A 23,035-nucleotide genomic window follows, 5' to 3' on the forward strand; every position below is an offset into this window, starting at 1 on the left:
GCCAGGTGACAGACGCGGATAGTCCGGCAATTTTTCGTCTCGCGTATGCCCCCGGGGTGACGCCGACCAAGTGGATTCGGGTGTGGAACGAACGTCTCCCCGACATTCGCCTGGAGCTCGTTCAGTTCCCCGTCCTCGAGGTTGTAGCGGCACTTCGCGCTGGTGAGGCCGAAGCGGGTTTGGTTCGTTTGCCAATCGACCGCACGGAGCTCAGCGCCATCTCCCTGTATGCCGAGAAGCCGGTGGTAGTGATCCCCAAGGATCACGTGTTCACCACTGTCGATCAGATTTCCGTCGCCGATCTCAACGACGAGATTGTGTTCAATCCCCTCGACGACACCCTGGAATGGCCGACGCGTCCGGGCAAGGCGGCAGCCGAACGTCCGGAGACAATCGCCGACGCCATCGAGTTGGTAGCGGCCGGCGTTGGCGTTGTTGTGGTCCCCCATTCGCTGGCGCGCCTGCACCACCGCAAGGATCTGACTTTCCGTCCGGTGGACGGTGCTCCCGAGTCTCCGATCGCGCTCGCGTGGATGGAGTCCAAGACCACAGAATTGGTCGAGGAACTTATCGGCATCGTGCGTGGACGTACCGCGCAGAGTTCCCGTGGACGCAACGGTCAGCCGGCCGAGAAGATCAAGGGCTCGGTCAAGGCCAAGCTAGCGGCGAAGGAACGACGCGCTGAGGCTGCCAAAGCTGAGCACAAGGCCAAGAGTTCCGGAACGGCCAAGAGTGTGTCGGGCCGCAACACAGCTGGCGGCAAAGCCAAGGCCGGCGGCAAAGCGGGCAGCGGCAAGTCCGGTGGCACAAAGAGTTCCGGTGGCCGGTTCTCGAGTAAGCCGAAGGGCCGCTGAACCTCCCCTGAAATCTCGCTTCGGCGAGCATGATGGTAACCATGACTTCGGAGCATTCGAGCGCCCTGGACCAACTGATCGCACTGCTGCCTGATGGTTCGGTGCTCACCGATCCCGATCTGACAGCAGGTTATCGACAAGACTGGGCGGCGGATCCGACTGCCGGGCATCCCGCCGCAGTCGTTCGAGCCACCTGCACTGAAGACATTCAAGTCGTCATGCGCTGGGCCACCGAGCATCGGGTGCCGGTGGTTCCGCGTGGCGCCGGTTCGGGACTCTCCGGTGGATCGAGCGCCGTGGACGGCTGCATCGTGGTCAGCACCGAGCGGATGCGGGAGATCACGATCGATCCAGTCGCTCGGGTTGCCGTTACGCAGCCCGGTCCGATGAACGCCGAAGTCAAGAAGGCTGCCGCCGAGCACGGGCTCTGGTATCCGCCGGATCCGTCGTCATTCGAAATCTGTTCCATCGGAGGAAACGCCGCGACCAACGCGGGCGGCCTGTGTTGCGTGAAGTACGGCGTCACCACCGACTATGTACTCGGGCTGAAAGTGGTACTCGCCGACGGTACTGCGGTATCGCTAGGCGGACCGCTCTTGAAAGATGTTGCGGGACTATCGCTCACCAAACTCTTTGTCGGGAGCGAAGGAACGCTCGGCATCATCACCGAACTGACGCTCCGACTCATCCCAGCTCAACCGCCGACGTCGACGGTCGTCGCTTCGTTCGACTCCGTGGCGGACGCTGCGGACGCAGTTTTGGCAATTACCAGAAACATTCGGCCCGCGATGCTCGAATTCATGGACCACGCCAGCATCAATGCCGTCGAAGATTCGGTACGGATGGGACTCAATCGACAGGCCCGGGCACTGTTACTCGCTCAGTCCGACGCTCCGGGCGCGGCTGGCACTCTCGAAATCGAGACCATTGTCGCGGCATGTGAAAACAATGGCGCTACCGAAGTTTTTGCGACGGACGATCAAGCAGAGGGCGACGCATTCACGGCAGCCCGGCGTGCGGTGTTCCCCGCCGTGCAGGCGCTGGGGAGCCTCATGCTCGAGGATGTCGGTGTTCCGATGCGCCAACTACCGGAGTTGATCACCGGGGTGGAATCGATCGCCGAAGATCTTGACGTACTGATCTGCACTGTCGCACACGCCGGCGACGGAAACACCCACCCCCTGATCGTGTTCGACCCATCCGATCCCGATATGACCGAACGCGCCCGCATCGCGTTCGGTCGCGTCATGGATCTCGCAATTGCACTGGGCGGCACCATTACCGGCGAGCACGGCGTGGGCCGGATCAAACGTGACTGGCTACCAACTCAACTGGGCGAGGACGTGATGGCCCTCAATCGGAAGGTCAAAGGCGCACTCGATCCGTTGGGAATCCTCAATCCCGGAGCGGTGATCGCCGCAAAATAGTATCCCCACAGAACCACCCTGAGTAGGCGCCATCGGTCCATTCCGGGTTAGACTCCCAGCAACATTCATGACGCCTGGGGGGGACCGGCAGAATGCACAACTTCGCCATCCAAGAAAATCGTACGAACGCGGCAAAACGACTGTGCCCGACACCAATTGGTGGTCACTGATGCACGGAAATCCCGAACAGATGCATGCCACAGCGACACGGATCTCCGACCTCGCAGACGACTTCTGGGACGACGTCGAATCGCTTCGCCGCGACTCCGAAAACCTCACGACAGCCGACTGGACCGGCGACGCCGCCCACACCCACGCAGCCCTGTGGGCAGAATGGGTCGACTCCGCCCGGCAAGTCGCCGGCGCACTCACCGAAGACCCCGCACTCCTACACCAGGCCGCGGCCGAATACAGCAAGACCGATCACGCAAATGCGAGCTGCATTTCCGGTGCTCGACTGAACATGAACCTCTGATGGGCGGCCGCTACCGCGCCGACACCGAACAGATCCTCGCCGTGGTGAACCGGGCGAAGGAGATCAACCAACGCCTCGAACAACGCATCACCGACATCGAACGCGAAGTCACCGCCCTCAACGTCGACTGGGACGGCGACGCTGCCACCGCGCACCGCACCAAACACGACACCCGCCGCCGCGAGATGAACGACATGCGCACCGCACTCGCGCAACTCGAAACCACCGCCCGCGGCGCGCACGACCGCTATATTGCCAACGCCCAACACAACAGCGGAATGTGGCCCTGATGGCGCCCATCACGATGGACCCCGACATCCTCACCGACGCCGCAGCGCAGTACGAAACCGTAAGAAACAGTGCCGACGAGGTCATCCGATCACTCGCCAGCACCCTCCACACCAACTGGGGCTGCGCCGGAACCGACAGCGCCGGCGCCAAGTGGGCCGCCAGCTACGATCCCGCCGCCTTCGAGGCCGTCGCCGCCGGAACGAACATCGTCAACGCCTTCGGCAAACTCCACGACCTCCTCGCCGCCACCGGTGTCAACCACGCCAACACCGAACGATCCAACACGATCCCACCCGAACCGCCTGACGGTCCTCCCCCACAATTCCCACCGGTTTCCGCGCCGACGTTCTACGGTGCCTACGGCGGCGACACCGACGCACCCCTCGGCTGGGAACTGATCACCGCCTGGTTGCAAGGCCACACCTGGCCCAACGGCAACCCCGACAAACTCCAAACCCTCGGCAAAGCGTGGCGTACCGCCGCCACCGGACTACGCGATGCGAACGACGCAACCGGCACCACCTGGGTCACCCTCGAAGAACTCGCCTCCGACGAAATGCCGCAGGTCCTGGCACAACTCGACAATGTCTTCGTCACCACCAACTATGTCGCCGACCAGTACGACACCCTGGCCGCCGCCTGCGACGAGTGGGCCCAGACCATCGAAGAAGCTCACCGGAAGATCTTCGACCTCGTCGGCAAAGCCATCATCATCGGCGCTGTGGCCGGCGCGATCACCGCACTTTTCACTCTCGGTGCCGGTACCGTCGCCGCTGCCGGTGCAACGGGAAGCGTGATCGCTGCCAGTGTCGTCGGGGTCCTCGGTGCGGTGGATTCGGTCGCTGTAGCGGCGGTCGGTGCCGTCGCCGCGGCAGGGACCGCGGCTGTGGGTGCGGTCAACGAGCTACAACCACTCCTCGAAGCCAGCCCGACTACCTTCAACGCCAACACCGGCGGCGGAAACTCGCACCACTACTATCCTGCGCCGAAAAACCTCCCGGGATTCCCGAATGCCCGTAAAATTGATCCAATAGGACCACGCTATCGAAAACGATGGACAGACGACAAAGGAAACATCTACGAATGGGACTACCAGCACGGTGCCGTCGAGAAATACAGCAGGAACGGAAAGCACTTAGGTGAGTTTGATGCCGACACCGGCGCACAGACAAAACCCGCCGATCCCACCCGCAAATCTGGAGGATGAATCATGTGGAACTTGAGCGTATTTGAGCGAGAGTCCGGAAATTTTGTTCGTGAATACGAACTGCACGATATGGATGGGCCAACGCTCACAGAGCTATTCGACATAAGAGATAATCTCGATCCCGTTGAGTCCCGCGAAAATCCTGTACCTGTGGCAAAACTCCACAAGCTGGCCAGCCATCTGAACGAATCGGTCACCGAAAACACATCATATAATTACTATGTCGGACTCTCAGCAGACTGAGCTCACACCACCCACTATCTATCACCAACCCAATCGTCCGAGCCTCGCAGTAGCAACAGAAACGGCACCAAAAATTATACATCTAGAGGAATTCGAAAAAGAATCGTCGCTATTGGTTCGCCGGTATCGAATCTCGGAAATAGACGCCAGTTCCCTCAAAAACTTGCTCAATATCGACCTCGCCATCGAACAATATGGTTGCGATATTTCAACTTCCAAACTTCCTCTAGTGCTCAAATACGTCGATGAACCATTCTCAATCGATAAGTCATGTGATTATCAAATTAGCTTCTACGCACAATAGTGCGAATACAGTAGTCCATCAGGATGCCTCAGGCCTAGATGCCAAAACGACATTCACGAAGTTTGCGGCGACCTGAATGCGCCGCCAACCGAAACGTAGACAACATCAAACACAACACAGAGAGGCTGCCCAAATGCCGCCCACCACGATGGACCCTCAGATCCTCCTCGACGCGGCCAACGATTACAGCGCGATCAGAAGCTACACCGACGACGTGATTCGTTGGCTTGCTACCGCACTCGACGCGCACTCGGCCTGCGCCGGGACCGACGACGCCGGCACACAATGGGCCGCGGGCTACGACCGCATCGCAATCGAGGCCGTTGTAGCGGGAACGAACATTGCCAACGCGTCGGGGAAACTGCACGACCTACTCGCTGCGACATGGGTCGACTTCGTCAACATCGAGAGATTCACCAAGAATCCAGCCGAACCGACCGAAAGCACTCCCCCGCAGCTTCTTTCATCTACCGTACCGACATTCAAATGCTCATACGGCGGCGAGGCCGATGCACCTGACGGTTGGGAGTTGATCAGTCGGAAACTCGAGGGGCGCCGCTGGCCTGACGGGAACCCCGACAAACTGCGAGCACTCGCTTCTGTATGGCAAACGGCATCCGACTGTCTCCGCGATGCAAATGACGCAACGGGCAACGCGTGGGGCACCCTCGAAGAATTTGCCTCGGATGAGGTGCCACATGCCCTGGCGTACATGAATGGCGTCTACGTTTCCACTAGGGACGTCCACGAAAAGTATGAAAACTTGGCAACTGTGTGCAAGGACTGGGCCACGACGATCGTGGACGCCCGCCAGCGCATTGTCGAAACCATCGGGACAGCCAGCGTCACCGATGCGAGCGCAGAAGCAACGATTGCGGCCATCAGTGTCGTACTCGACGCAGTCGATGCCGCTGCACAGAGCGCAATCGGCGCCTTGACCACTGCCGAAGCCAAGCTCTCGGATGTCGACCGCGACCTCCAGCCGATTCTCGATGCCAACCCGACGACGTTCAACGCCCGGATCATCAAACCCGGAGAGATTTGGAATTACCACAAGCCGCCAGAGTTTCTTCCGGCGTTTCCGGATGCCAAACCCGTCAAATATTGATCCGACGGGTTTACGCAGAATTGGCCACGGTGACGACGGCCGCCTCATCGATGCATTGCCTTCCCGGCGCAACAGATTTCACGACATCCGCAAACTGGCGGAAGCCCGCTGCGCGGCCGCTCGACGAGCGGAACACGAGCCCGATCGTGCGCCCCGGTGCGGGAGCAGTAAACGTCGCGGTAGCGAGTTCAGCGCGCCGACTTTCCACCAGCACAGCCGATTCCGGGACCAAGGTAACGCCCAGACCACCGGCAACGCATTGAACGATTGTCGCCAGGGACGTTGCGCGGGTATCCCCGGACAGCGGATGTGCGTCGACGGAGCGGCACAGATCCAACGTCTGATCGCGCAGGCAATGACCGTCGTCGAGGAGCAGCAGAGGCAGTTCGTCCAGGACTTCGGCCGTCAGATCCGTACGCCCCGCCAATTCATTCTCCGTGGGAACGACAAGGACAAAATCCTCGTCGTAGAGCGGTATTTCGATCAGCCCGGGTGCGCCCGCCGGCAGTGCAAGCAGTGCCACGTCGAGAGCTCCGGAACGCAGTGCGTCGAGCAATCTGGCTGTTTGATCCTCGATGACCTGAGGCGCGACCGCGGGCATGGATTCACGTAACGCCGGCAAGAGCGTCGGCAAGACGTAGGGCGCGACGGTGGGAATCAACCCGATGCGCAGTGGACCGGCTAGGTGCTCCCCCGTTCCGGCTGCGCTCGCAACAAATCCTTCGGCGGCTTCGAGGATCACCTTGGCCTGCCCCAGGAGTCGCTGGCCGTCGCTCGTGACGAGCACGCGTCGAGTACTTCGCTCGATCAATTGCACCCCGAGTCCCGCTTCGAGCGCCGCCAGCGCCTGCGACAGTGTGGGTTGACTCACACCTAAACGTGCTGCGGCGGTACCGAAGTGTCGATGTTCGGCGACCGAGACGAAGGCACGCAGCTGTGACAAGGAAGGTTGATAAGTCTGATCAGCCATGCCTATCAGTGTAGTGCCACTGATCACCTTTACCTTTTGAACACTTTGATGCAGAATGGACTCATACCAAAAAGCGCCGGTCACGCACCGTTACGGCGAGACCCGCTCGAAGGTAATAAACCTCATCGATCACGCCAGTTGTGATCGTGCGTGTGAAAAATCCCTGTTCACAAGACAAGTAGGAGAACGAGACATATGGCTCTGCTGACAATCGGCGACCAGTTCCCGGCATACAACCTGAAGGCCGTTATCGGCGGCGACCTTTCCAAGGTCGATGCGCAGCAGCCTGACGACTACTTCACACAGATCACCAGCGATGACTACGCCGGCAAGTGGCGCGTCGTTTTCTTCTGGCCCAAGGACTTCACGTTCGTGTGCCCCACCGAGATCGCAGCATTCGGCAAGCTGAACGACGAATTCGCTGACCGCGACGCACAGGTTCTCGGCGCTTCCGTCGACAACGAGTTCGTGCACTTCCAGTGGCGTGCACAGCACGACGAGCTCAAGACGCTCCCCTTCCCGATGCTCTCGGACCTCAAGCGCGAGCTTGCCGAGGCCACCGGCGTCCTCAACGCTGACGGCGTTGCAGACCGCGCGACGTTCATCGTCGACCCCAACAACGAGATCCAGTTCGTCTCCGTCACAGCCGGTTCCGTCGGCCGGAACGTCGACGAGGTCCTCCGCGTTCTCGACGCACTGCAGTCCGACGAGCTGTGCGCCTGCAACTGGAAGAAGGGCGACCCGACCATCAACGTCGGCGAGCTCCTCACCGCGAGCGTCTGATCATGAGTGTCGACACTCTGAAGAACTCGCTCCCCGAGTACGCCAAGGACCTCAAGCTCAACCTGAGTTCCATTGCGCGCACCACAGTTCTGAACGAGCAGCAGCTGTGGGGCACACTCCTCGCAACGGCCGCTGCCACCAAGTCGGCAACCACGCTCAAGGAAATCGCGGCGGAGGCTGCAGACAACCTCTCAGCTGAGGCTTACAACGCAGCGCTCGGCGCAGCGGCGATCATGGGCATGAACAACGTCTTCTACCGCACCAAGGGCTACCTTGACGGTAAGTACGACGACCTTCGTGCGGGTCTGCGGATGAACATCATCGGCAACCCGGGCGTCGACAAGGCTGACTTCGAATTGTGGTCGCTCGCGGTTTCCGCGATCAACGGCTGCAACCATTGCCTCGAAGCTCACGAGAACACCCTCCGTCAGGAAGGCGTTTCCCGCGAGGTCATCTTCGAAGCGATCCGTGCCGGTTCCATCGTCATGGGCGTTGCTCAGGCTGTCGAAGCCAACGAGATCCTTTCTGCCGCACAGGTCTGATCACAGACTTCACGCAGTAGAGAAAAACCTCCCCACCTTCACTGGTGGGGAGGTTTTTTGCTGTGCCTGCAGTCAGGAGCTCTGTGTGTATCCCGCTGGATTACGGCCCGCTTCAAGGTCTTCGGCGCGCAGCGTCACAGTAATCTCGTCACCGAGATTCACTCCGGGTACGAGCGGCAAATGATCGCCACTCCAGAACTTGCCCGGATCGAACCAGTTGATCCGACGGTTCGCGAGCATCAGACCCATTGCCTCGTATGTCTGCGCGACAACCTCGGCGCAATAAGCACTTTCGATTCCCGATGCCGGTGCCTCGGACTTCTTACGGAACTTCGGGATACGCCCACCGAACCAGCGTGACGCCAGCTTGGCGGTAGACGGAAACGGAGTGCCGTCCAAGCGTGCGATGGTGCGCAACAAAGCGTCCTCTTGCTCACGGGTCACGGGAGTCTCGAGCTGACGCAACCAACCCTGCTGCCCGTACTTGGCACCCCACACCTGAACTGCCGCTTTCAAATCATGCAACTGCACGCCGCGTTGAAACTTTCCCGTCCACATGTCTTGAAGCGAATGTCCCAATTCCGCATGCCACATGAGAGGCGGCAAATCCTCGAGCACCACCGACATGCCGACGTGATTGACCGGGCTGTTGGTGAGCGTCTGGATCGCTTTGTCTGCCTTGGATTCTCCGCGGAAGATCCAGATATCGCCGGTGCGTGTGGCGGCCGCGGCCTCGTCGAGAGTCACCTGGGAATGCAGTCGTCGGTCCATAGCCTCTAGCCTAGAGGCATGACACTTCGTGCCTCGCACATCTGGAAGCTCGTCGGCCTGGCCGGCGTCATGGGAGTCGCGGCCACCGGGGTTCTGGCGGCGCGCAACGAAAGAACGCGCCGGGCCTACTCCCCTGACGAAATTCGCTCGGTTCTGCACGAGCGCTACACGCAGGCGTACGCAAAGCAATCGGTGCAGGAAGAAATCGAACTCGAACCGGTGCCGAGTGCACTTCGGCGCCGAATGAAGAAGCTCATTCGGCGCCGAAGCTGAAGCCTATCCGAGCGCGGCGAGTATTCCGGCAGCCATGTCGGCAACCTGCTCGTCCGTCATCACGAAGCTCGGGGAAATCTGCATAGCTCCCTGACCCGCGGCGCGACCCGAAATTCCGTGCTCACGCAGAGTCTTCACGAACGGCAGTGCCTCAGCCGGATCGACGAGCTGCACCGCTGCAACGGCACCGAGGCCACTGCGGACCTCGGCAACCCGCGGGTGCTCGGCCAGCGGCTGCAGGTGCGTGTGCAACGACGCTTCGAGACGCTTGGACTCCGCGAGAAGATTCTCACGCTCGAGGATGTCGAGGTTGGCCATCGCTGCAGCGGCCGCACCGGCGTGCCCACCGTAGGTGTAGCCGTGACGCCACCACGCGCCGTTGTAGAACGGCTCGGCGACGCGAGGAGCGATGAACACTGCGCCCATCGGAACGTAGCCGGAGGTCAAACCCTTTGCCGTGGTCATCATGTCGGGCTGCAGATCGAAGCGGGTGGACGCGAACCACTCACCGCCGATGCGGCCGAAGCCTGTGACAACCTCGTCGACGACAAAGAGGATGTCGTGCTCACGGCAGATATCGCGAACCTCGGCGAGGTATCCCTCCGGCGGAAGGTAGATGCCACCGGCACCGATGATGGGCTCGGCGAAGAATGCCGCAATCTTGTCGGCACCGACCTTCTCGATAAGCGCGAGCAGGCTCTTAGCGTCGTCCCAGCTCACTGTGGCGGCGTCGGCCATCAGCTCGCCGTAACCTTCACGGTTGACGGGAATACCGGCGAGAGCCGTTCCCGCAACGTGCATTCCGTGGTAGGCCTTCTCGCGACCGACGATGATGTTCTTGTCGGGCTGACCCACCTCATGCCAGTACCGGCGAGCCAACTTTGCCGCGGTATCGATGGAATCGGAACCGCCCGAGGTGAAGAAGATCTTGCTGCCGGGAACCGGCGCGATCTCGGCAAGACGCTCTGCCAACGCCTGAGTGGTCTCGGGGACAAAGTCGCCGAAGTTGGAGTAGTGAGCGATCTTCGACAGCTGAGCGGCAACGGCGTCGGCGATCTCGGTGCGGCCGTGGCCCACATTGGTGAACCATAGGCCGGCAGTCGCGTCCAGGTACCGATTGTCCTGCGAGTCCCAGATGTATGCGCCCTCGCCGCGCGAGACGACAAATGCGCCGTTCTTTTCTACCGCGCCCATATCCGCGAAACCGTGCCACAGTGCCGAAGCCATCATTTTCCCCTTCGAATACAAACGATGCTGGTGCGCAAACGATGTGCTGCGACTATATCGACTCTCGAGATCGAGGCCCGAGCACTGTTCCCCGACGATGGGATTTACGCCGAAAGCACGTAATCTTGAAACCATGACTTTTGCCGACAATCTCGCTGCCCTGCCCGCCATCGATCACCTCGCCGCCATCAACGTGCTCGATGCCGACGGTGCAATTATCGACACCGTCGAGAACAAGCCCGGCAAGTCCGGTTCGGTGAAGGTCTACAACCATGTGGCACAGGTCTACGGCGCGATCACCCCGGAAGCTGCAGAGGCCGCGCTGGCCATCTTCGCGGAACATACCGAGGACGCGCGTGCGAACCCGGGCAAGCACCCCAACATCGATCGCCTCGATCGGGTCATTGCCACCGGTAACACCCTCGGACTGCAAGAAGTTCCAGCTCAGCAGTAGCCGTGGATCGTCGCGGCGACATCGTCGATCGAGTGTGGAGGACATCGAATGATTGCATCCAGCACTTCGGAGGATTGGCCCGTACTACGAGTGGACGATTGGGCCGATACGCGCAGCACACTGCACATGTGGGTGCAGATCATCGGCAAGATTCGGCTCGCGTGTTCCCCACTCGTCAATCACTGGTGGCAGGTAACGCTGTATGTCACGCCCCGAGGACTGACAACCTCATCGATTCCGTACGGCGGCCGCGTTTTCGACATCGAGTTCGACTTGTGCGATCACCGGTTACAAATCCGCGACAGCTCCGGGGCGTCACACGGATTCGCTCTCGAACCTCAATCCGTTGCGACGTTCTATGCACAAACGATGGAAGCGCTTCGAGCCCTGGGCATTTCAGTCGACATTCAACCAACACCGAATGAAGTCGATCCGGCTGTACCGTTCGCTGACGATCACACGCACTGCACCTACGACGCCCGAGCAGTCCACCTGTTCTGGCGTCAACTCGTTCACGCGGACCGCGTCATCGCAGCCTTCCGTGCGGGATTCATCGGAAAGGTATCGCCGGTGCACTTCTTCTGGGGCGCGATGGACCTCGCCTGTACGCGATTCTCCGGACGCACCGCTCCACCGCATCCGGGAGGCGCCCCAAACTGCGGCGACTGGGTGATGGTGGAGGGGTACTCCCACGAGCTGAGCAGCTGCGGCTTCTGGCCAGGCGGTGGCGACGAAGGTGCGTTCTATTCGTACTGCTATCCCCCGCCCGATGGGTTCAAGGATTCCAGCGTTGAGCCGTCGGCGGCGTTCTACAGCGACGACTTCGGCCAATTTCTGCTGCCGTACGAATCCGTCCGTACCTCAGCGGACCCGGACGCGACACTCCGGGCGTTCCTGGAAACCACGTACCGGGCTGCCGCCGAGTTGGGACACTGGGACAGGGCAGCGTTGGAGTGCGACCCAAATCGTTGGGCATCTCGACGATAGGTCCGATCGTCTGGTTCAGGGCTGCATATCGCGGGTAATGCCACATCATGGATATACGACGCGCAACTGTCATCGCTGGCGTATCCCTGACCGTACTCGTCGCCGCCGGATGCGGTAGCAACAATTCGTCGACGACTGAGACCGTCACCATCGAAACGCCTCCCCTGTCTCGCGAAACGACCAACACCGCCATGCCAATGCCTGGGATGAATGGAGATGTCTTTCAAACACCCGGGACAAGCAGCGGAGAAGTCGACGCCTTCACATACGACGCCGCCGCAGTCCCCGTGGGTTCGTCCGTGGACATCGAATCCGACGAGAACGACGGCCGTACAACCGTCACGTTCACCGCGAAGGGCCTCGCCCCCAACCGAGACTTCGGCGTCCACGTCCATACGCGGCCATGCGGACCGAAACCGTCGGATGCAGGACCTCACTATCAAAACAACGTCGATCCAGCGGCCACGCCGGAAACTCCGTCGTCGGATCCGGCCTACGCCAATCCCCAGAACGAAGTCTGGCTCGACGTCACCACCGACGCTGCCGGAAATGCCCAATCGTCGAGCACTGTCGACTGGGAATTCCGCGAAGACCAAGCTCAATCGGTCGTGATTCACGCGCAACACACCATGACCGACCCCGGCATGGCCGGCATGGCCGGCGATCGTCTGGCCTGCATAGACGAGGACTTTTGAGTAGCCGAGGGCACAGCCTGGGCACCTGGATCGAATGGGAGTGATGTCGATGAGTACGGGCAAACGGGCTTTCTTGACAACCCGACTGGACGAATTGGTTTTGGACTTGGAAGCAGACGCCCCATCTCACCCGCCGCAGGATCCACCGGGCGCACCGACGGGTCCCCTGGTCACAGCGCAACGGCACCGAGCAGAGGTCGACACTGCCGACGACCACATGGTCGACGAGATCCTACGCGCACACCCAGAGATCGCTCGCGCTTGGGCAAATCGGTGAGCGGTAGTCGGAGCTACGGACAGTAGAAGATCATAGAATCTTTTCGCTGATCCTCTCGTGTCGGTACCGGAGGCTCGCGCAGTGACGCAGGGTCCGAAAACTAGCTGGCAGAAAGGATCTCGGAAGTAGGTTTGCCGGGACCTAGCGAGGGCATTCCACCTTCACCGATCTGACGAATGTGGTGATTGCAATGAGGATCATTGTGTTGATCGTCCTGATATGGCTGATCGTCGGCGCAGTCGCGGCGGGCCAGCGTGGCTACTTCAGTAACAGCTCCGAGACCAGCTGCGCGAGTGCCGGAACGATCGCGGTCACCGTGATCGCAGGACCGTTGAACTATTTCGGGGTCAATCCGAAGATATCGAGTTGCACACTGCCCCAACCGAGTCAGTGACCCCAACCTCAAACCGAGGTGCGGGCACAATTACTCGCGCTCGAAGAGTCGGAGCCCGATCTGCGGCGGCGGCAAGGGCTCAGGCATCGGATCCGGTTCAGGAGTGGGTTCAGGCGGAAATGGCGGCGGGACAGGAGGTTCCGGCACTGGCCCCGGTTCCGGTGGATACGGTGGCGGAACGGGCGGAGTCGGAGGCACCGGCGGTTGAGGTACGGGTGGTTGAGGCACCGGATAATGGCATGTCGCAAAGTCCGATATCAAAATTTTCATATGCACTACCTCCTCTCGGAACCGAGGTCGGAATTCCGACCGCAGTATCAACGGTCCCTGACTTTCCGTATACCCATTGAACCGACAAACACTCGGCCCGACAGGCCGCGCATCGAACTTCCGAACAAACCGCCACCGACATCCGGTTTGACACGTATCGCTACCGGTCACGGAGGACGTGCGTGCCGTGTAGCGCGTCTGCAAGTACTCTCGATAACCGGTACATTGCTACTGTCGGGTAACCTAGCGGGTCGGAGAGTAGGTCGTTATTATCGAGCACTGCCGAATGCTGTACATAGATCCACGAAAGTGACACGTTTCCGATCTACGAAAACGTCAACCAGCAGAGATGGTGATACTGCCCGGAGCTGCAGAAACAGCACGATCATTACGATTGATGCTCGCCATTCACCGGCGACCCGGATTCAGCTATCCCCTATGACTATCGACCAGCCCTGACGAGTGGAGTCGGGGCACCATGATGATCATCCGAAAGATGCGAACATGACACCAGCCGACCATCGACGCCAAGCCGCGTCCATCGCCACCTACCTCGCTCAGTTCGAACGCACAGATCAACCCGGAACCACAGCATCGGATGATCGCCCCGGATATGCCGATCTCCCCGACACCGACCGCGATCGCCGGCACCACGATTACCTCCTCGCCATGGAGCTGGCACAGACCACGGCACTTACCGACGAAGATGTTCACGCCCTCGATCAACTGCGCCGCCGCTATGGATTCCAGTGAAGGTCATCTGACAGTCGTCACGACGGACAGCGCAACGCCTTCGATCAGTGTGCCGCGAGAACCGTCTCGTCATCGCGATACCTCCACTTGGCACCAAGACGCCCAACTGCGTTGACCGCCAACGCCATCAAGGCCATAGCCACGGCGAGCACCACCATTCCGATGACCAACGACAGGTAACCCTGCTGCCTCGGGTCGAGGAAGGGATACGGATACCAGTCGACGATGGGTCCGCGAATCAAAGAGAAAATCCCGTAGGCGGCGGGAAATGCGAGCCACTTCAGCGCTTCCCCTTCGGACAACTTGCGCCGGGACGCATAGACGACCCAGTCGAGAAGCAGCACCAGAGGAAGTATTCGGTGCAGTGCGGCATTGATCCACGCGTCCTTGAGCATCACGTCGACGTTTGCCAACAGCACCGCATAGACGATGCCGGTGATGACCATGTAGAGGGTGACTGCACCTCGGATCGACTGCCAGGTACGCGACTGCGGATCGCGAACCGCTCCCACGAGTAGGACGATCACCGCCAGAATGTTGCTTTCGATGGTGAAGTAGCTCAGATAATTCGTCAGCGAGAACCCGTCGGCGTTGCGGATCGGAATCCACAAGAGCGCCGCGATGCGCGTAAATAGCGAAGGCCAGTCGAAGTGCACGCACAACAATCGGCGTCGACGCGGTCCTGTCGGATGCCCCATTAACCGTGTTTGTCGTCACTGGTCGATGTTTTCACAACCCCGGACTCTGCGGGCAGGAGTTGCATACCTATTCGATAGGCTGTCGTCAGCATGTCTACTACACCACCGGTCCCGCTCTCGCCCCGACGCAGTGACCTCAAGAACGCACTGACACAGGTCTCCCTGCGTGACGAGAATCGACTCCGTCGCACACTCGACCGTGCCCGCACCCCGGACGCCTTGGCAGCGGTGGCCACCGAGATAGAAAAGGCTCGCGCTCGACTGAGCACCCGCGCCGCCGGTGTGCCCGCAATCTCGTACCCCGAATCGCTGCCCGTCAGCCAGCGCAAGGACGACATCGCTCGCGCGATCGCCGAAAACCAGGTCGTGATCGTGGCCGGCGAAACAGGTTCCGGCAAAACAACCCAGATCCCCAAGATCTGCCTCGAACTGGGCCGCGGAGTTCGCGGGCTCATCGGCCATACCCAGCCTCGACGCATCGCCGCACGTACCGTCGCCGAACGTATCGCCGAGGAACTCGACACAGAACTCGGCGACGCCGTCGGCTACACGGTGCGATTCACCGATCAGGTGTCCGACCGCACCTACGTGAAACTGATGACGGACGGCATTCTGCTCGCGGAGATTCAGCGCGATCGGATGCTGCGTCGCTACGACACGCTGATTATCGACGAGGCTCACGAACGTAGCCTCAACATCGACTTCATTCTCGGATACCTGGCGCAACTACTCCCCCGTCGACCTGATCTCAAGGTCATCATCACGTCGGCAACCATCGATCCCCAGCGTTTTGCCGAGCACTTTGCCGTCGACGGCAACCCCGCGCCCATCGTCGAGGTGTCCGGCCGCACGTTCCCCGTGGAAATGCGTTACCGGCCACTGACTGTCGAGTCCGGTGACATCAGCTACGACCGAGATCCCGTAGACGCAGTCTGCGAGGCCGTCGACGAACTCAGCGCCGAAGGCGAGGGCGACATCCTCGTCTTCCTCTCGGGCGAACGCGAGATTCGCGACACTGCAGATGCACTGCGCGACAAACGGTTACGCAACACCGAAATTGTTCCGCTCTATGCGCGGCTGTCCGCCGCCGAGCAGCACAAGGTGTTCTCAGCCCATACCGGCCGACGAGTTGTCCTGGCCACCAACGTCGCCGAAACATCGCTCACTGTTCCCGGAATTCGCTACGTTGTCGATCCTGGTACGGCGCGCATCTCGCGATACTCGGTACGTACCAAAGTGCAGAGACTGCCCATCGAGCCGATTTCCCAGGCGTCGGCGCGCCAGCGATCCGGCCGCTGTGGTCGTGTGGCCGAGGGCATCTGCATTCGCCTGTATTCCGAAGAAGACTTCGAATCACGGCCGGCATTCACCGAACCCGAAATTCTTCGCACCAATCTGGCGTCGGTCATCCTGCAGATGACGGCGCTGGGCCTTGGAGACATCGCCGCCTTCCCGTTTGTCGAACCGCCGGATTCGCGGGCGATCAAGGACGGAATCGGGCTACTCGAAGAACTCGGCGCCATCGCGCGGGGCTCCGATGCAACCCATCCGGAACTCACTCCCATCGGACGTGAACTCGCACAGATCCCCGTCGACCCACGCATGGCGCGAATGTTGGTGGAAGCCAAGACAAACGGCTGCTTGCACGAAACATTGGTTATCGTCGCGGCGTTGTCCATCCAGGATGTGCGTGAGCGCCCAGCTGAATTCCAGCAGGCCGCCGACGAAAAACATGCCCGCTTCGCTGTCGAGAATTCCGACTTCCTCGCATACCTGAAGCTGTGGGACTATGTCCGCGATCAGCGAAACGATCTGTCTTCCAGCCAGTTCCGCAAGATGTGCCGAAACGAATTCCTGCACTGGCTACGCATCCGCGAATGGCAGGACCTGCACGGTCAACTCCGTCAGATCACGCGTGGACTCGGATGGACCGTCAACGACGCACCCGCCGGCGAGAACGCAATTCACCAGTCGCTGCTGGCCGGATTGCTCTCCCATATCGGACTTCGCGAAGGCGAGAAGCGTGACTACCTGGGCGCTCGGGGAAGCCGCTTCGCGATCTTCCCCGGTTCCGGCCTGTTCAAGAAGCCACCGCGCTGGGTGATGGCCGCCGAACTGGTGGAAACGTCGCGGTTGTGGGCTCGCATGTCCGCCCGCATCGAACCGGAGTGGGCCGAGAAGCTCGCGCCGCACCTGGTCAAACGCACCTACTCCGAACCACATTGGTCCTCCAAACGCGGTTCCGCGATGGCGTACGAGCGAGTCACTCTGTACGGCGTCCCCCTCGTCACGGGCCGCGCTGTCACCTACTCCTCGATCGACCCGGAAATCTCGCGGGAACTGTTCATCCGCCATGCCTTGGTACAGGGCGAATGGACTACCCAGCACGCGTTCTTCCACGAAAACCGAGCACTGCTCGACAACGTCGAAGAACTCGAGAACCGAGCGCGCCGACGCGACATTCTGGTTGACGACGAGACACTCTACGAGTTCTACGACTCCCGTATCGGTGAGGAAGCCGTTTCTGCACGCCATTTCGACAAGTGGTGGAAAACTGCGCGCCGAAAAGATCCCAACCTCCTGACGTTCACGCCGGAAACCGTCGTGAACTCCGATGCTGCAACGGTTTTGGGGGGCGAGTTCCCCGACGCCTGGCGCCAGGGCGATATGAAGCTGCCGCTCACCTATCAGTTCGAACCCGGCAAGGATGACGACGGAGTCACCGCACACATCCCCGTCGGCCTACTCGCGCAACTCCAGCCCGTCGGGTTCGATTGGCTGGTACCGGGTATGCGCGTCGACCTCGTCACGGCGTTGATCAAGACACTGCCCAAGAACGTCCGACGCCAGGTTGTGCCGGCACCGGACTATGCAAGCGCCGCACTCGCGTCGATCAAGCCCCGCTCCGAACCGCTACTCACGGCAATGGCCCGAGAACTCTCCCGCCTCGGCGGAGTGCACATCGAATCCAAGGACTTCGATCCGAGCGCACTGCCGGATCATCTGCGGATGACTTTCGTAGTCGAAGACGAATCAGGCCAGGTACTGGCCAAGGGCAAAGATCTGGCGGAGCTCCGACGCACACTCGCTCCGCGCGTCCAGAAGGAAGTTGCCAAGGCCGCCACCGGAACCGAACGAGCAGCTGCAGCGGTGTGGACGTCCGAAACCTTGGGTGCCCTGGAACCCACCATCACCCGAAAGATCGGCGGCCAACAGGTCACCGGATATCCAGCATTGGTTCCCGAAAACGGTGGCGTGGCAGTTCGCGTCCTCAGTACCCCTGCGGCGCAAGCTCAGTCGATGCGCGACGGGTCCCGCGCTTTGCTCCTCGCAGCGGTGCCGACGCAACTCAAAGCTGTTACTTCTGGGCTCTCCAATACGCATCGACTCCTGCTGGGCCAGAACCCGGACGGAAGCCTCGAAGCATTGGTCGAAGATTGCCGAGTCGCCGCTGCCAACGAGATCATCGCGGCCAAGGGTGGACCGGTGCGCACACCCGACGCATTCGACGCACTCGTCAAAGTCGCGCGATCAGAACTGGCAGGACGCGTGTCCGCGATACTGCGCATGATCGTGCCGATCCTCGAACAGTCGCACCGCTTGAACGTGGTTCTCCACCGTTCAAGCGGTGAACCCGCCGAAGACGTTCGCGAGCAACTGAAGTCGCTCCTCTTCCCCGGCTTTGTCGCCGAACTGGGTTCAGCGCGACTGCGCGAGCTACCCCGCTACCTGGCAGCAGCTACATTCCGACTCGAAGCCCTACCTGCCAGTGCAACTCGCGACCAGCAAGCCATGGACGTGCTCGACCGCGTTTACGCTGCCTACGACCGACTACTCAACTCACTACCCGAAGAGCGTCGTACTGCCCGAGATGTCGATGCCATCTCATGGATGATCGAAGAACTTCGGGTGAGCCTGTTTGCACAATCGTTGGGAACGCCTACACCGATCTCCGAGAAGCGGGTCCTGAAGGCGATCGAGTCGATCAAACGATGATCGTCGGTTCAGATGACGTTCACGTTTGTCACTGAGCCACCAATTGTCGTGACAGTGTTGGCAAAGCCCGTTGTGACCAGACTGTTGAGAACTGCGATGATTCCGTTCAAGGGCATAACGCCTCCGTAACGATAACTATCGGTTGACGATCCGAGGGGCACGAAACCAACTCGAACCGCTGAACGTACCCGCCGAGCGTATGCCCCTGCGGGCTTCAGATTCGGGCAAAACGCATTTTTGTGCCCGGAGCGTTATCTAAGTAGCGGGCCTCAATCGACAGCGGAGACGGCTTCTTCGCCGGGCTTCTTCACGGTTTCCCGATTCTGCGCATGCTCCCGCATGTCGGTGATCTCGCGTTCGAAATCTTCGGCCGAGCTGAAGGATTTGTAGACCGACGCAAACCGGAGGTATGCGACCTCGTCGAGATTGCGTAGTGGGTCGAGAATGGCAAGTCCTACTTCATTACTCGGGATCTCTGCGGAACCCGAAGAGCGCACGGCATCTTCGACCTGCTGTGCCAACAGATTCAATGAATCGTTGTCGACCTGACGACCCTGGCACGCTCGACGCACACCCTTGACGACCTTCTCACGACTGAAGGGTTCGGTGACGCCACTGCGCTTGACTACCGACAGCACTGCTGTTTCCACCGTCGTAAAACGCCGACCGCATTCGGGACAGGACCGCCGACGGCGAATTGCCTGCCCTTCATCCGCCTCACGCGAGTCGACCACTCGGGAGTCAGGGTGTCGGCAGAACGGGCAATGCATCGTTGTTCCTTTTGTGTTGCCGACATGGCCGCCATTCCGATTCCCTACCACTGCAAATCTTCCGACGATTCGCAGAGCAGACACGCGGGCACAACGCGACCACACGGAGTGGTGTGACTGTCAAGCCCACAGCTTACTCGTACTCGACGAAATCGATTTCATGCACGCCGACCCCGATCGAACACTCCAGCCGTCCGACATCAACGACCCTGCGCCACCGGAACAATCAGGGTCTGACCAACGCTCAGCTTCGAATTCGACATTGCATTGAGGTCCATGATCCGATCGATCACCGTGCCTGCAGATTGCCCTGGCGCTACCTGAGCGGCGATGTCGCTGAGCGTCTCCCCCGCAGCAACCCGAACCACGCCCGTCTCGTCGACCTGACCTGAAACCCCACCCACGGACACGGAGGCAAGGCCCACCAAACCCAGTACCGCTACCGCCGTCAGCAGCACACCCAAAACCATGCTCCGCCAACCTACGTCAACGAAATCGACAACGTGGGGTGCGCGCGACACGCCTACCCGATTGCGGTGTTCGAAATTGCCGCCCTGGGGTCGCACGCTGTCCACATCACGCTCGAACCGGCGATCCACGACAAAGTTCCGACCACTTTCGCGAGTACTGTCGCGGCGCTCGCGAATGTGTGATACCTCGCGGCGCACTCGGTACGGCATCACGCCGACGGCCACGTCATAGGGCGCGGCGTCATAGAACGATGCGTGATATTTCGGCACCGCGGCAGAGTTCCGACCAGCGTTCCCCGATGCTGTGCCGTAGCCGGGCCGAACATCACAATCGAATGCTGCGTACTTCAGTTCTGCGTCATCGAACACTTCATTCTTCAGTGCCGTTTCATCGAACACTTCATTCTTCAGTGCTGCGTTGCCCATCATGACCTCCGCGGATCTACACCGACCGATTCGGACCTGCCAACGATTCGAACCTGCGTTCGATGGAACGCATGTTCGAATTTCTACCACGTTCGTCCGACAAAGTCTCGCGTTTCCAGCGACACGTCTCGAACAGATGTTTGAAACCCTGAGCAAATAGAGATAGATTCGTGTCAGAGCACACAGCACGATCCCTGAGCGACTTCTACGTGCTGACGCTGATTTGATCAGGACCTACCGATAAGCAACGCCGCACCACCCAGAACTCCGCACCACCTAGAACACAGCACCACCTAGAACACAGCACGACCCAGAACACAGCACGACCCAGAACACAGCACGACCAAACACCGCAGACACGGAGGCACAACGCCATGAAGGACGATCGCTCCACAAGTGCCGCAACGGCAGGAGTTACCGCGACGTCAGCCGAGTCGCTCACTCCACGGCAGCGCCGTGTTCTCGAAGTCATTCGCGAATCGGTGACCGAACGCGGTTACCCGCCGAGCATTCGTGAGATCGGCGACGCCGTCGGGCTTACCTCGACGTCGTCGGTGGCACATCAGCTGCGCACACTCGAGCGCAAGGGGTTCATTCGCCGCGATCCCAATCGTCCCCGAGCAGTTGATGTTCGAGGGCTCGACGAGGTTGCCGCCGATACTGCCATTGCATCGGTGACCAAGCACTCGTCGGAGATCCGCAACAGCACGGGCGATCCACTTCCCGAGCCGGCCTTTGTGCCCGTACTCGGTCGGATCGCAGCTGGTGGGCCGATCCTTGCAGAAGAAGCCGTCGAAGACGTGTTTCCGCTCCCCCGTGAATTGGTGGGCCAGGGCTCACTGTTCATGCTGAAGGTCGTCGGAGAGTCGATGATCGACGCCGCGATCTGCGACGGCGACTGGGTAGTCGTCCGTCAGCAGAATGTTGCCGAGAACGGTGACATCGTTGCGGCCATGATCGACGGCGAGGCCACGGTCAAGACATTCAAGCGGGTCAAGAAGGATGTTTGGCTGATGCCCCACAATCCGATGTTCGAGCCGATTTCCGGAAACAACGCAGTCATCATGGGCAAGGTCGTCACCGTTATGCGAAAGATCTGACGCTTCCCGAGATCGAATAGCAAGATGCAACGACGCGGGCCCTGGCTGATGCCGGGGCCCGCGTCGTTGTGGTTCTGCGATCTGAAGTTCTGCGCAATCAGAGGTTCAGCGACCGTCCGATGATTTCCTTCATGATTTCCGTCGTGCCTCCGTAGATCGTCTGGACACGGGAGTCCAGGTACGCCTTGGCAACCGGGTATTCCTTCATGTAGCCGTAGCCGCCGTGCAGCTGGAGGCAGCGGTCGATCAGCTTGACCTGGGCCTCGGTTGTCCACCACTTGGCCATGGCAGCTTCCTGCACCGTCAACTTCTCGGCATTGAGCTGTTCGATGAACTTGTCCACCAGGATGCGGACCGCCGTGGTTTCGGTTGCCAGTTCCGCCAGTACGAATCGGGTGTTCTGGAAACTGCCGATCGACTTGCCGAACGCCTTGCGATCACGGCAGTACTGGATCGTGCTCTCGAGGACCGATTCCATTGCAGCGGCGGCAACAACGGCAATCGAGAGTCGTTCCTGCGGAAGGTTCTTCATCAGGTAGAGGAAGCCCATGCCCTCTTCGCCGAGCAGATTTGCTGCCGGCACCCGAACGTCGGTGAAGCTCAGTTCTGCGGTGTCCTGGGCCTTCATACCGATCTTGTCCAAGTTGCGGCCGCGCTCGAAGCCCGGCATGCCGCGCTCGACAACAAACAGGCTGAACCCTTGCGCACCCTTCTCAGGGTCGGTGCAGCCGACCACGATGACGATGTCGGCGTTGATACCGTTGGTGATAAAAGTCTTGGAGCCGTTGAGGATCCAGTGATCACCGTCGCGCACGGCCCTGGTCTTGATGCCCTGCAGGTCACTACCGGTGCCCGGTTCGGTCATGGCGATCGCCGAAATCAGTTCGCCCGAAGCAAAACCCGGGAGCCAACGCTGCTTCTGCTCCTCATTGCTCAGGTCAATCAGGTAGGGCGCGACGACGTCGTTGTGAAGCGTGAATCCGATACCGCTGAAACCACCCTTGGTCGTCTCCTCGGTGATGATCGCGTTGTAGCGGAAGTCCTTGACTCCGCCGCCGCCGAATTCTTCGGGGACCGCCATTCCCAGGTAACCCTGCTTGCCCGCTTCTACCCAGACGTCGCGGTCTACGATGTTCTGCGCTTCCCACTTCTCGTGATTGGGTGCAACGTGCTGTGCCAAGAAGTTTTTGTACGACTCCCGAAAGAGATCGTGCTCTGGTTCGAACAAGGTGCGCTCCACGCCGACTCCTACTACTTCGATACATTCTGG

Annotated in this window: 24 protein-coding genes and 1 pseudogene; 18 read left to right on the forward strand and 7 right to left on the reverse strand. The window is 60.3% G+C overall.

Annotated features, from left to right (window positions below; genetic code table 11):
• The first annotated feature begins 5 nt into the window (after positions 1-5).
• The 7 genes from MTX36_RS04420 (at position 6) to MTX36_RS04450 (ending at position 5,909) form a co-directional block, all read left to right on the forward strand.
• Positions 6-854: a LysR substrate-binding domain-containing protein gene (locus tag MTX36_RS04420; protein WP_243618514.1), complete on the forward strand. Its 849-nt coding sequence runs from the start codon at positions 6-8 to the stop codon at positions 852-854.
• Positions 855-895: 41 nt separating this feature from the next.
• Entirely contained in the window at positions 896-2,281 is a 1,386-nt protein-coding gene (locus MTX36_RS04425) for an FAD-binding oxidoreductase (RefSeq protein WP_243618515.1), read from the forward strand.
• Between the two features lie 142 nt (positions 2,282-2,423).
• Positions 2,424-2,756 carry a WXG100 family type VII secretion target gene (locus tag MTX36_RS04430; RefSeq protein WP_243618516.1) on the forward strand — a complete coding sequence of 111 codons (333 nt, stop codon included), beginning with the start codon at positions 2,424-2,426 and terminating at the stop codon, positions 2,754-2,756.
• Positions 2,756-3,046, forward strand: a complete 291-nt coding sequence (locus MTX36_RS04435; RefSeq protein WP_243618517.1) for a WXG100 family type VII secretion target — start codon at positions 2,756-2,758, stop codon at positions 3,044-3,046. Before MTX36_RS04430 ends, MTX36_RS04435 begins: the two co-directional genes overlap by 1 nt.
• Positions 3,046-4,254 carry a colicin E3/pyocin S6 family cytotoxin gene (locus MTX36_RS04440; protein ID WP_243618518.1) on the forward strand — a complete coding sequence of 403 codons (1,209 nt, stop codon included), beginning with the start codon at positions 3,046-3,048 and terminating at the stop codon, positions 4,252-4,254. Before MTX36_RS04435 ends, MTX36_RS04440 begins: the two co-directional genes overlap by 1 nt.
• A 3-nt stretch (positions 4,255-4,257) precedes the next feature.
• Positions 4,258-4,497 (forward strand): hypothetical protein, encoded by a 240-nt coding sequence (locus MTX36_RS04445; protein WP_243618519.1) that lies wholly within the window; start codon positions 4,258-4,260, stop codon positions 4,495-4,497.
• A 437-nt stretch (positions 4,498-4,934) separates the two neighbouring features.
• Positions 4,935-5,909: a hypothetical protein gene (locus tag MTX36_RS04450; RefSeq protein WP_243618520.1), complete on the forward strand. Its 975-nt coding sequence runs from the start codon at positions 4,935-4,937 to the stop codon at positions 5,907-5,909.
• Positions 5,910-5,919: 10 nt separating this feature from the next.
• Here MTX36_RS04450 and MTX36_RS04455 read toward each other — a convergent pair whose 3' ends face one another.
• On the reverse strand, positions 5,920-6,879 hold the full coding sequence (locus MTX36_RS04455) for a hydrogen peroxide-inducible genes activator (protein ID WP_243618521.1): 960 nt from the start codon (positions 6,877-6,879) through the stop codon (positions 5,920-5,922).
• 195 nt (positions 6,880-7,074) lie between these two features.
• Between MTX36_RS04455 and MTX36_RS04460 the strand changes: the two genes are divergently transcribed.
• Both MTX36_RS04460 and MTX36_RS04465 read left to right on the forward strand, forming a co-directional pair.
• Complete coding sequence (locus MTX36_RS04460) at positions 7,075-7,662, forward strand: peroxiredoxin (RefSeq protein WP_094272542.1); 588 nt, start codon at positions 7,075-7,077, stop codon at positions 7,660-7,662.
• Between the two features lie 2 nt (positions 7,663-7,664).
• A complete protein-coding gene (locus tag MTX36_RS04465; protein WP_094272541.1) occupies positions 7,665-8,204 on the forward strand; it encodes a carboxymuconolactone decarboxylase family protein in 540 nt (179 codons plus the stop codon).
• A gap of 72 nt (positions 8,205-8,276) precedes the next feature.
• Here the strand turns inward: MTX36_RS04465 and MTX36_RS04470 are convergent, their stop codons facing one another.
• Positions 8,277-8,975 (reverse strand): hypothetical protein, encoded by a 699-nt coding sequence (locus tag MTX36_RS04470; RefSeq protein ID WP_243618522.1) that lies wholly within the window; start codon positions 8,973-8,975, stop codon positions 8,277-8,279.
• Between the two features lie 18 nt (positions 8,976-8,993).
• Between MTX36_RS04470 and MTX36_RS04475 the strand changes: the two genes are divergently transcribed.
• A complete protein-coding gene (locus MTX36_RS04475; protein ID WP_169634024.1) occupies positions 8,994-9,248 on the forward strand; it encodes a hypothetical protein in 255 nt (84 codons plus the stop codon).
• A gap of 3 nt (positions 9,249-9,251) precedes the next feature.
• Here the strand turns inward: MTX36_RS04475 and MTX36_RS04480 are convergent, their stop codons facing one another.
• Complete coding sequence (locus tag MTX36_RS04480) at positions 9,252-10,478, reverse strand: aspartate aminotransferase family protein (RefSeq protein WP_243618523.1); 1,227 nt, start codon at positions 10,476-10,478, stop codon at positions 9,252-9,254.
• 130 nt (positions 10,479-10,608) lie between these two features.
• On the opposite strand from MTX36_RS04480, the gene MTX36_RS04485 reads away from it, so the two are divergent.
• From MTX36_RS04485 to MTX36_RS04510, 6 genes are all read left to right on the forward strand, one after another.
• Positions 10,609-10,929 carry a DUF2322 family protein gene (locus MTX36_RS04485; protein WP_243618524.1) on the forward strand — a complete coding sequence of 107 codons (321 nt, stop codon included), beginning with the start codon at positions 10,609-10,611 and terminating at the stop codon, positions 10,927-10,929.
• A gap of 48 nt (positions 10,930-10,977) precedes the next feature.
• On the forward strand, positions 10,978-11,916 hold the full coding sequence (locus MTX36_RS04490) for a DUF5996 family protein (protein ID WP_243618525.1): 939 nt from the start codon (positions 10,978-10,980) through the stop codon (positions 11,914-11,916).
• A 47-nt stretch (positions 11,917-11,963) separates the two neighbouring features.
• Positions 11,964-12,611: a superoxide dismutase family protein gene (locus MTX36_RS04495; protein WP_243618526.1), complete on the forward strand. Its 648-nt coding sequence runs from the start codon at positions 11,964-11,966 to the stop codon at positions 12,609-12,611.
• 49 nt (positions 12,612-12,660) lie between these two features.
• Complete coding sequence (locus MTX36_RS04500) at positions 12,661-12,888, forward strand: hypothetical protein (protein ID WP_243618527.1); 228 nt, start codon at positions 12,661-12,663, stop codon at positions 12,886-12,888.
• A gap of 178 nt (positions 12,889-13,066) precedes the next feature.
• Positions 13,067-13,282 (forward strand): hypothetical protein, encoded by a 216-nt coding sequence (locus MTX36_RS04505; protein WP_374230420.1) that lies wholly within the window; start codon positions 13,067-13,069, stop codon positions 13,280-13,282.
• Between the two features lie 774 nt (positions 13,283-14,056).
• Positions 14,057-14,305, forward strand: coding sequence for a hypothetical protein (locus tag MTX36_RS04510; protein ID WP_243618529.1), 249 nt, complete (start codon positions 14,057-14,059; stop codon positions 14,303-14,305).
• A 44-nt stretch (positions 14,306-14,349) separates the two neighbouring features.
• Here MTX36_RS04510 and MTX36_RS04515 read toward each other — a convergent pair.
• Positions 14,350-15,022, reverse strand: a pseudogene (locus MTX36_RS04515) (Pr6Pr family membrane protein).
• A gap of 71 nt (positions 15,023-15,093) precedes the next feature.
• Here MTX36_RS04515 and hrpA point away from each other — a divergent pair.
• Positions 15,094-18,999, forward strand: a complete 3,906-nt coding sequence (gene hrpA / locus MTX36_RS04520; protein WP_243618530.1) for an ATP-dependent RNA helicase HrpA — start codon at positions 15,094-15,096, stop codon at positions 18,997-18,999.
• A gap of 269 nt (positions 19,000-19,268) precedes the next feature.
• Here hrpA and nrdR read toward each other — a convergent pair whose 3' ends face one another.
• Both nrdR and MTX36_RS04530 read right to left on the reverse strand, forming a co-directional pair.
• Positions 19,269-19,769, reverse strand: a complete 501-nt coding sequence (gene nrdR, locus MTX36_RS04525) for a transcriptional regulator NrdR (RefSeq protein ID WP_243618531.1) — start codon at positions 19,767-19,769, stop codon at positions 19,269-19,271.
• A 200-nt stretch (positions 19,770-19,969) separates the two neighbouring features.
• On the reverse strand, positions 19,970-20,668 hold the full coding sequence (locus MTX36_RS04530) for a LysM peptidoglycan-binding domain-containing protein (RefSeq protein ID WP_243618532.1): 699 nt from the start codon (positions 20,666-20,668) through the stop codon (positions 19,970-19,972).
• A 371-nt stretch (positions 20,669-21,039) separates the two neighbouring features.
• On the opposite strand from MTX36_RS04530, the gene lexA reads away from it, so the two are divergent.
• Positions 21,040-21,765 carry a transcriptional repressor LexA gene (gene lexA / locus MTX36_RS04535; protein ID WP_243618533.1) on the forward strand — a complete coding sequence of 242 codons (726 nt, stop codon included), beginning with the start codon at positions 21,040-21,042 and terminating at the stop codon, positions 21,763-21,765.
• A gap of 97 nt (positions 21,766-21,862) precedes the next feature.
• Here lexA and MTX36_RS04540 read toward each other — a convergent pair whose 3' ends face one another.
• Complete coding sequence (locus MTX36_RS04540) at positions 21,863-23,005, reverse strand: acyl-CoA dehydrogenase family protein (RefSeq protein ID WP_243618534.1); 1,143 nt, start codon at positions 23,003-23,005, stop codon at positions 21,863-21,865.
• Positions 23,006-23,035: the final 30 nt, after the last annotated feature.

Source organism: Rhodococcus sp. ARC_M6 (assembly GCF_022810305.1).
In the GTDB taxonomy this organism is placed as follows: Bacteria; Actinomycetota; Actinomycetes; order Mycobacteriales; family Mycobacteriaceae; genus Rhodococcus_F.

What these genes read in the sequence shown, in the direction of transcription:
- MTX36_RS04425 (WP_243618515.1), top strand. Translation starts at nt 896, where the DNA reads ATGACTTCGGAGCATTCGAGCGCCCTGGACCAACTGATCGCACTGCTG.
- MTX36_RS04435 (WP_243618517.1), top strand. Translation starts at nt 2,756, where the DNA reads ATGGGCGGCCGCTACCGCGCCGACACCGAACAGATCCTCGCCGTGGTG.
- MTX36_RS04440 (WP_243618518.1), top strand. Translation starts at nt 3,046, where the DNA reads ATGGCGCCCATCACGATGGACCCCGACATCCTCACCGACGCCGCAGCG.
- MTX36_RS04445 (WP_243618519.1), top strand. Translation starts at nt 4,258, where the DNA reads ATGTGGAACTTGAGCGTATTTGAGCGAGAGTCCGGAAATTTTGTTCGT.
- MTX36_RS04450 (WP_243618520.1), top strand. Translation starts at nt 4,935, where the DNA reads ATGCCGCCCACCACGATGGACCCTCAGATCCTCCTCGACGCGGCCAAC.
- MTX36_RS04455 (WP_243618521.1), bottom strand. Translation starts at nt 6,879, where the DNA reads ATGGCTGATCAGACTTATCAACCTTCCTTGTCACAGCTGCGTGCCTTC.
- MTX36_RS04460 (WP_094272542.1), top strand. Translation starts at nt 7,075, where the DNA reads ATGGCTCTGCTGACAATCGGCGACCAGTTCCCGGCATACAACCTGAAG.
- MTX36_RS04465 (WP_094272541.1), top strand. Translation starts at nt 7,665, where the DNA reads ATGAGTGTCGACACTCTGAAGAACTCGCTCCCCGAGTACGCCAAGGAC.
- MTX36_RS04470 (WP_243618522.1), bottom strand. Translation starts at nt 8,975, where the DNA reads ATGGACCGACGACTGCATTCCCAGGTGACTCTCGACGAGGCCGCGGCC.
- MTX36_RS04475 (WP_169634024.1), top strand. Translation starts at nt 8,994, where the DNA reads ATGACACTTCGTGCCTCGCACATCTGGAAGCTCGTCGGCCTGGCCGGC.
- MTX36_RS04480 (WP_243618523.1), bottom strand. Translation starts at nt 10,478, where the DNA reads ATGATGGCTTCGGCACTGTGGCACGGTTTCGCGGATATGGGCGCGGTA.
- MTX36_RS04485 (WP_243618524.1), top strand. Translation starts at nt 10,609, where the DNA reads ATGACTTTTGCCGACAATCTCGCTGCCCTGCCCGCCATCGATCACCTC.
- MTX36_RS04490 (WP_243618525.1), top strand. Translation starts at nt 10,978, where the DNA reads ATGATTGCATCCAGCACTTCGGAGGATTGGCCCGTACTACGAGTGGAC.
- MTX36_RS04495 (WP_243618526.1), top strand. Translation starts at nt 11,964, where the DNA reads ATGGATATACGACGCGCAACTGTCATCGCTGGCGTATCCCTGACCGTA.
- MTX36_RS04500 (WP_243618527.1), top strand. Translation starts at nt 12,661, where the DNA reads ATGAGTACGGGCAAACGGGCTTTCTTGACAACCCGACTGGACGAATTG.
- MTX36_RS04510 (WP_243618529.1), top strand. Translation starts at nt 14,057, where the DNA reads ATGACACCAGCCGACCATCGACGCCAAGCCGCGTCCATCGCCACCTAC.
- hrpA (WP_243618530.1), top strand. Translation starts at nt 15,094, where the DNA reads ATGTCTACTACACCACCGGTCCCGCTCTCGCCCCGACGCAGTGACCTC.
- nrdR (WP_243618531.1), bottom strand. Translation starts at nt 19,769, where the DNA reads ATGCATTGCCCGTTCTGCCGACACCCTGACTCCCGAGTGGTCGACTCG.
- MTX36_RS04530 (WP_243618532.1), bottom strand. Translation starts at nt 20,668, where the DNA reads ATGATGGGCAACGCAGCACTGAAGAATGAAGTGTTCGATGAAACGGCA.
- lexA (WP_243618533.1), top strand. Translation starts at nt 21,040, where the DNA reads ATGAAGGACGATCGCTCCACAAGTGCCGCAACGGCAGGAGTTACCGCG.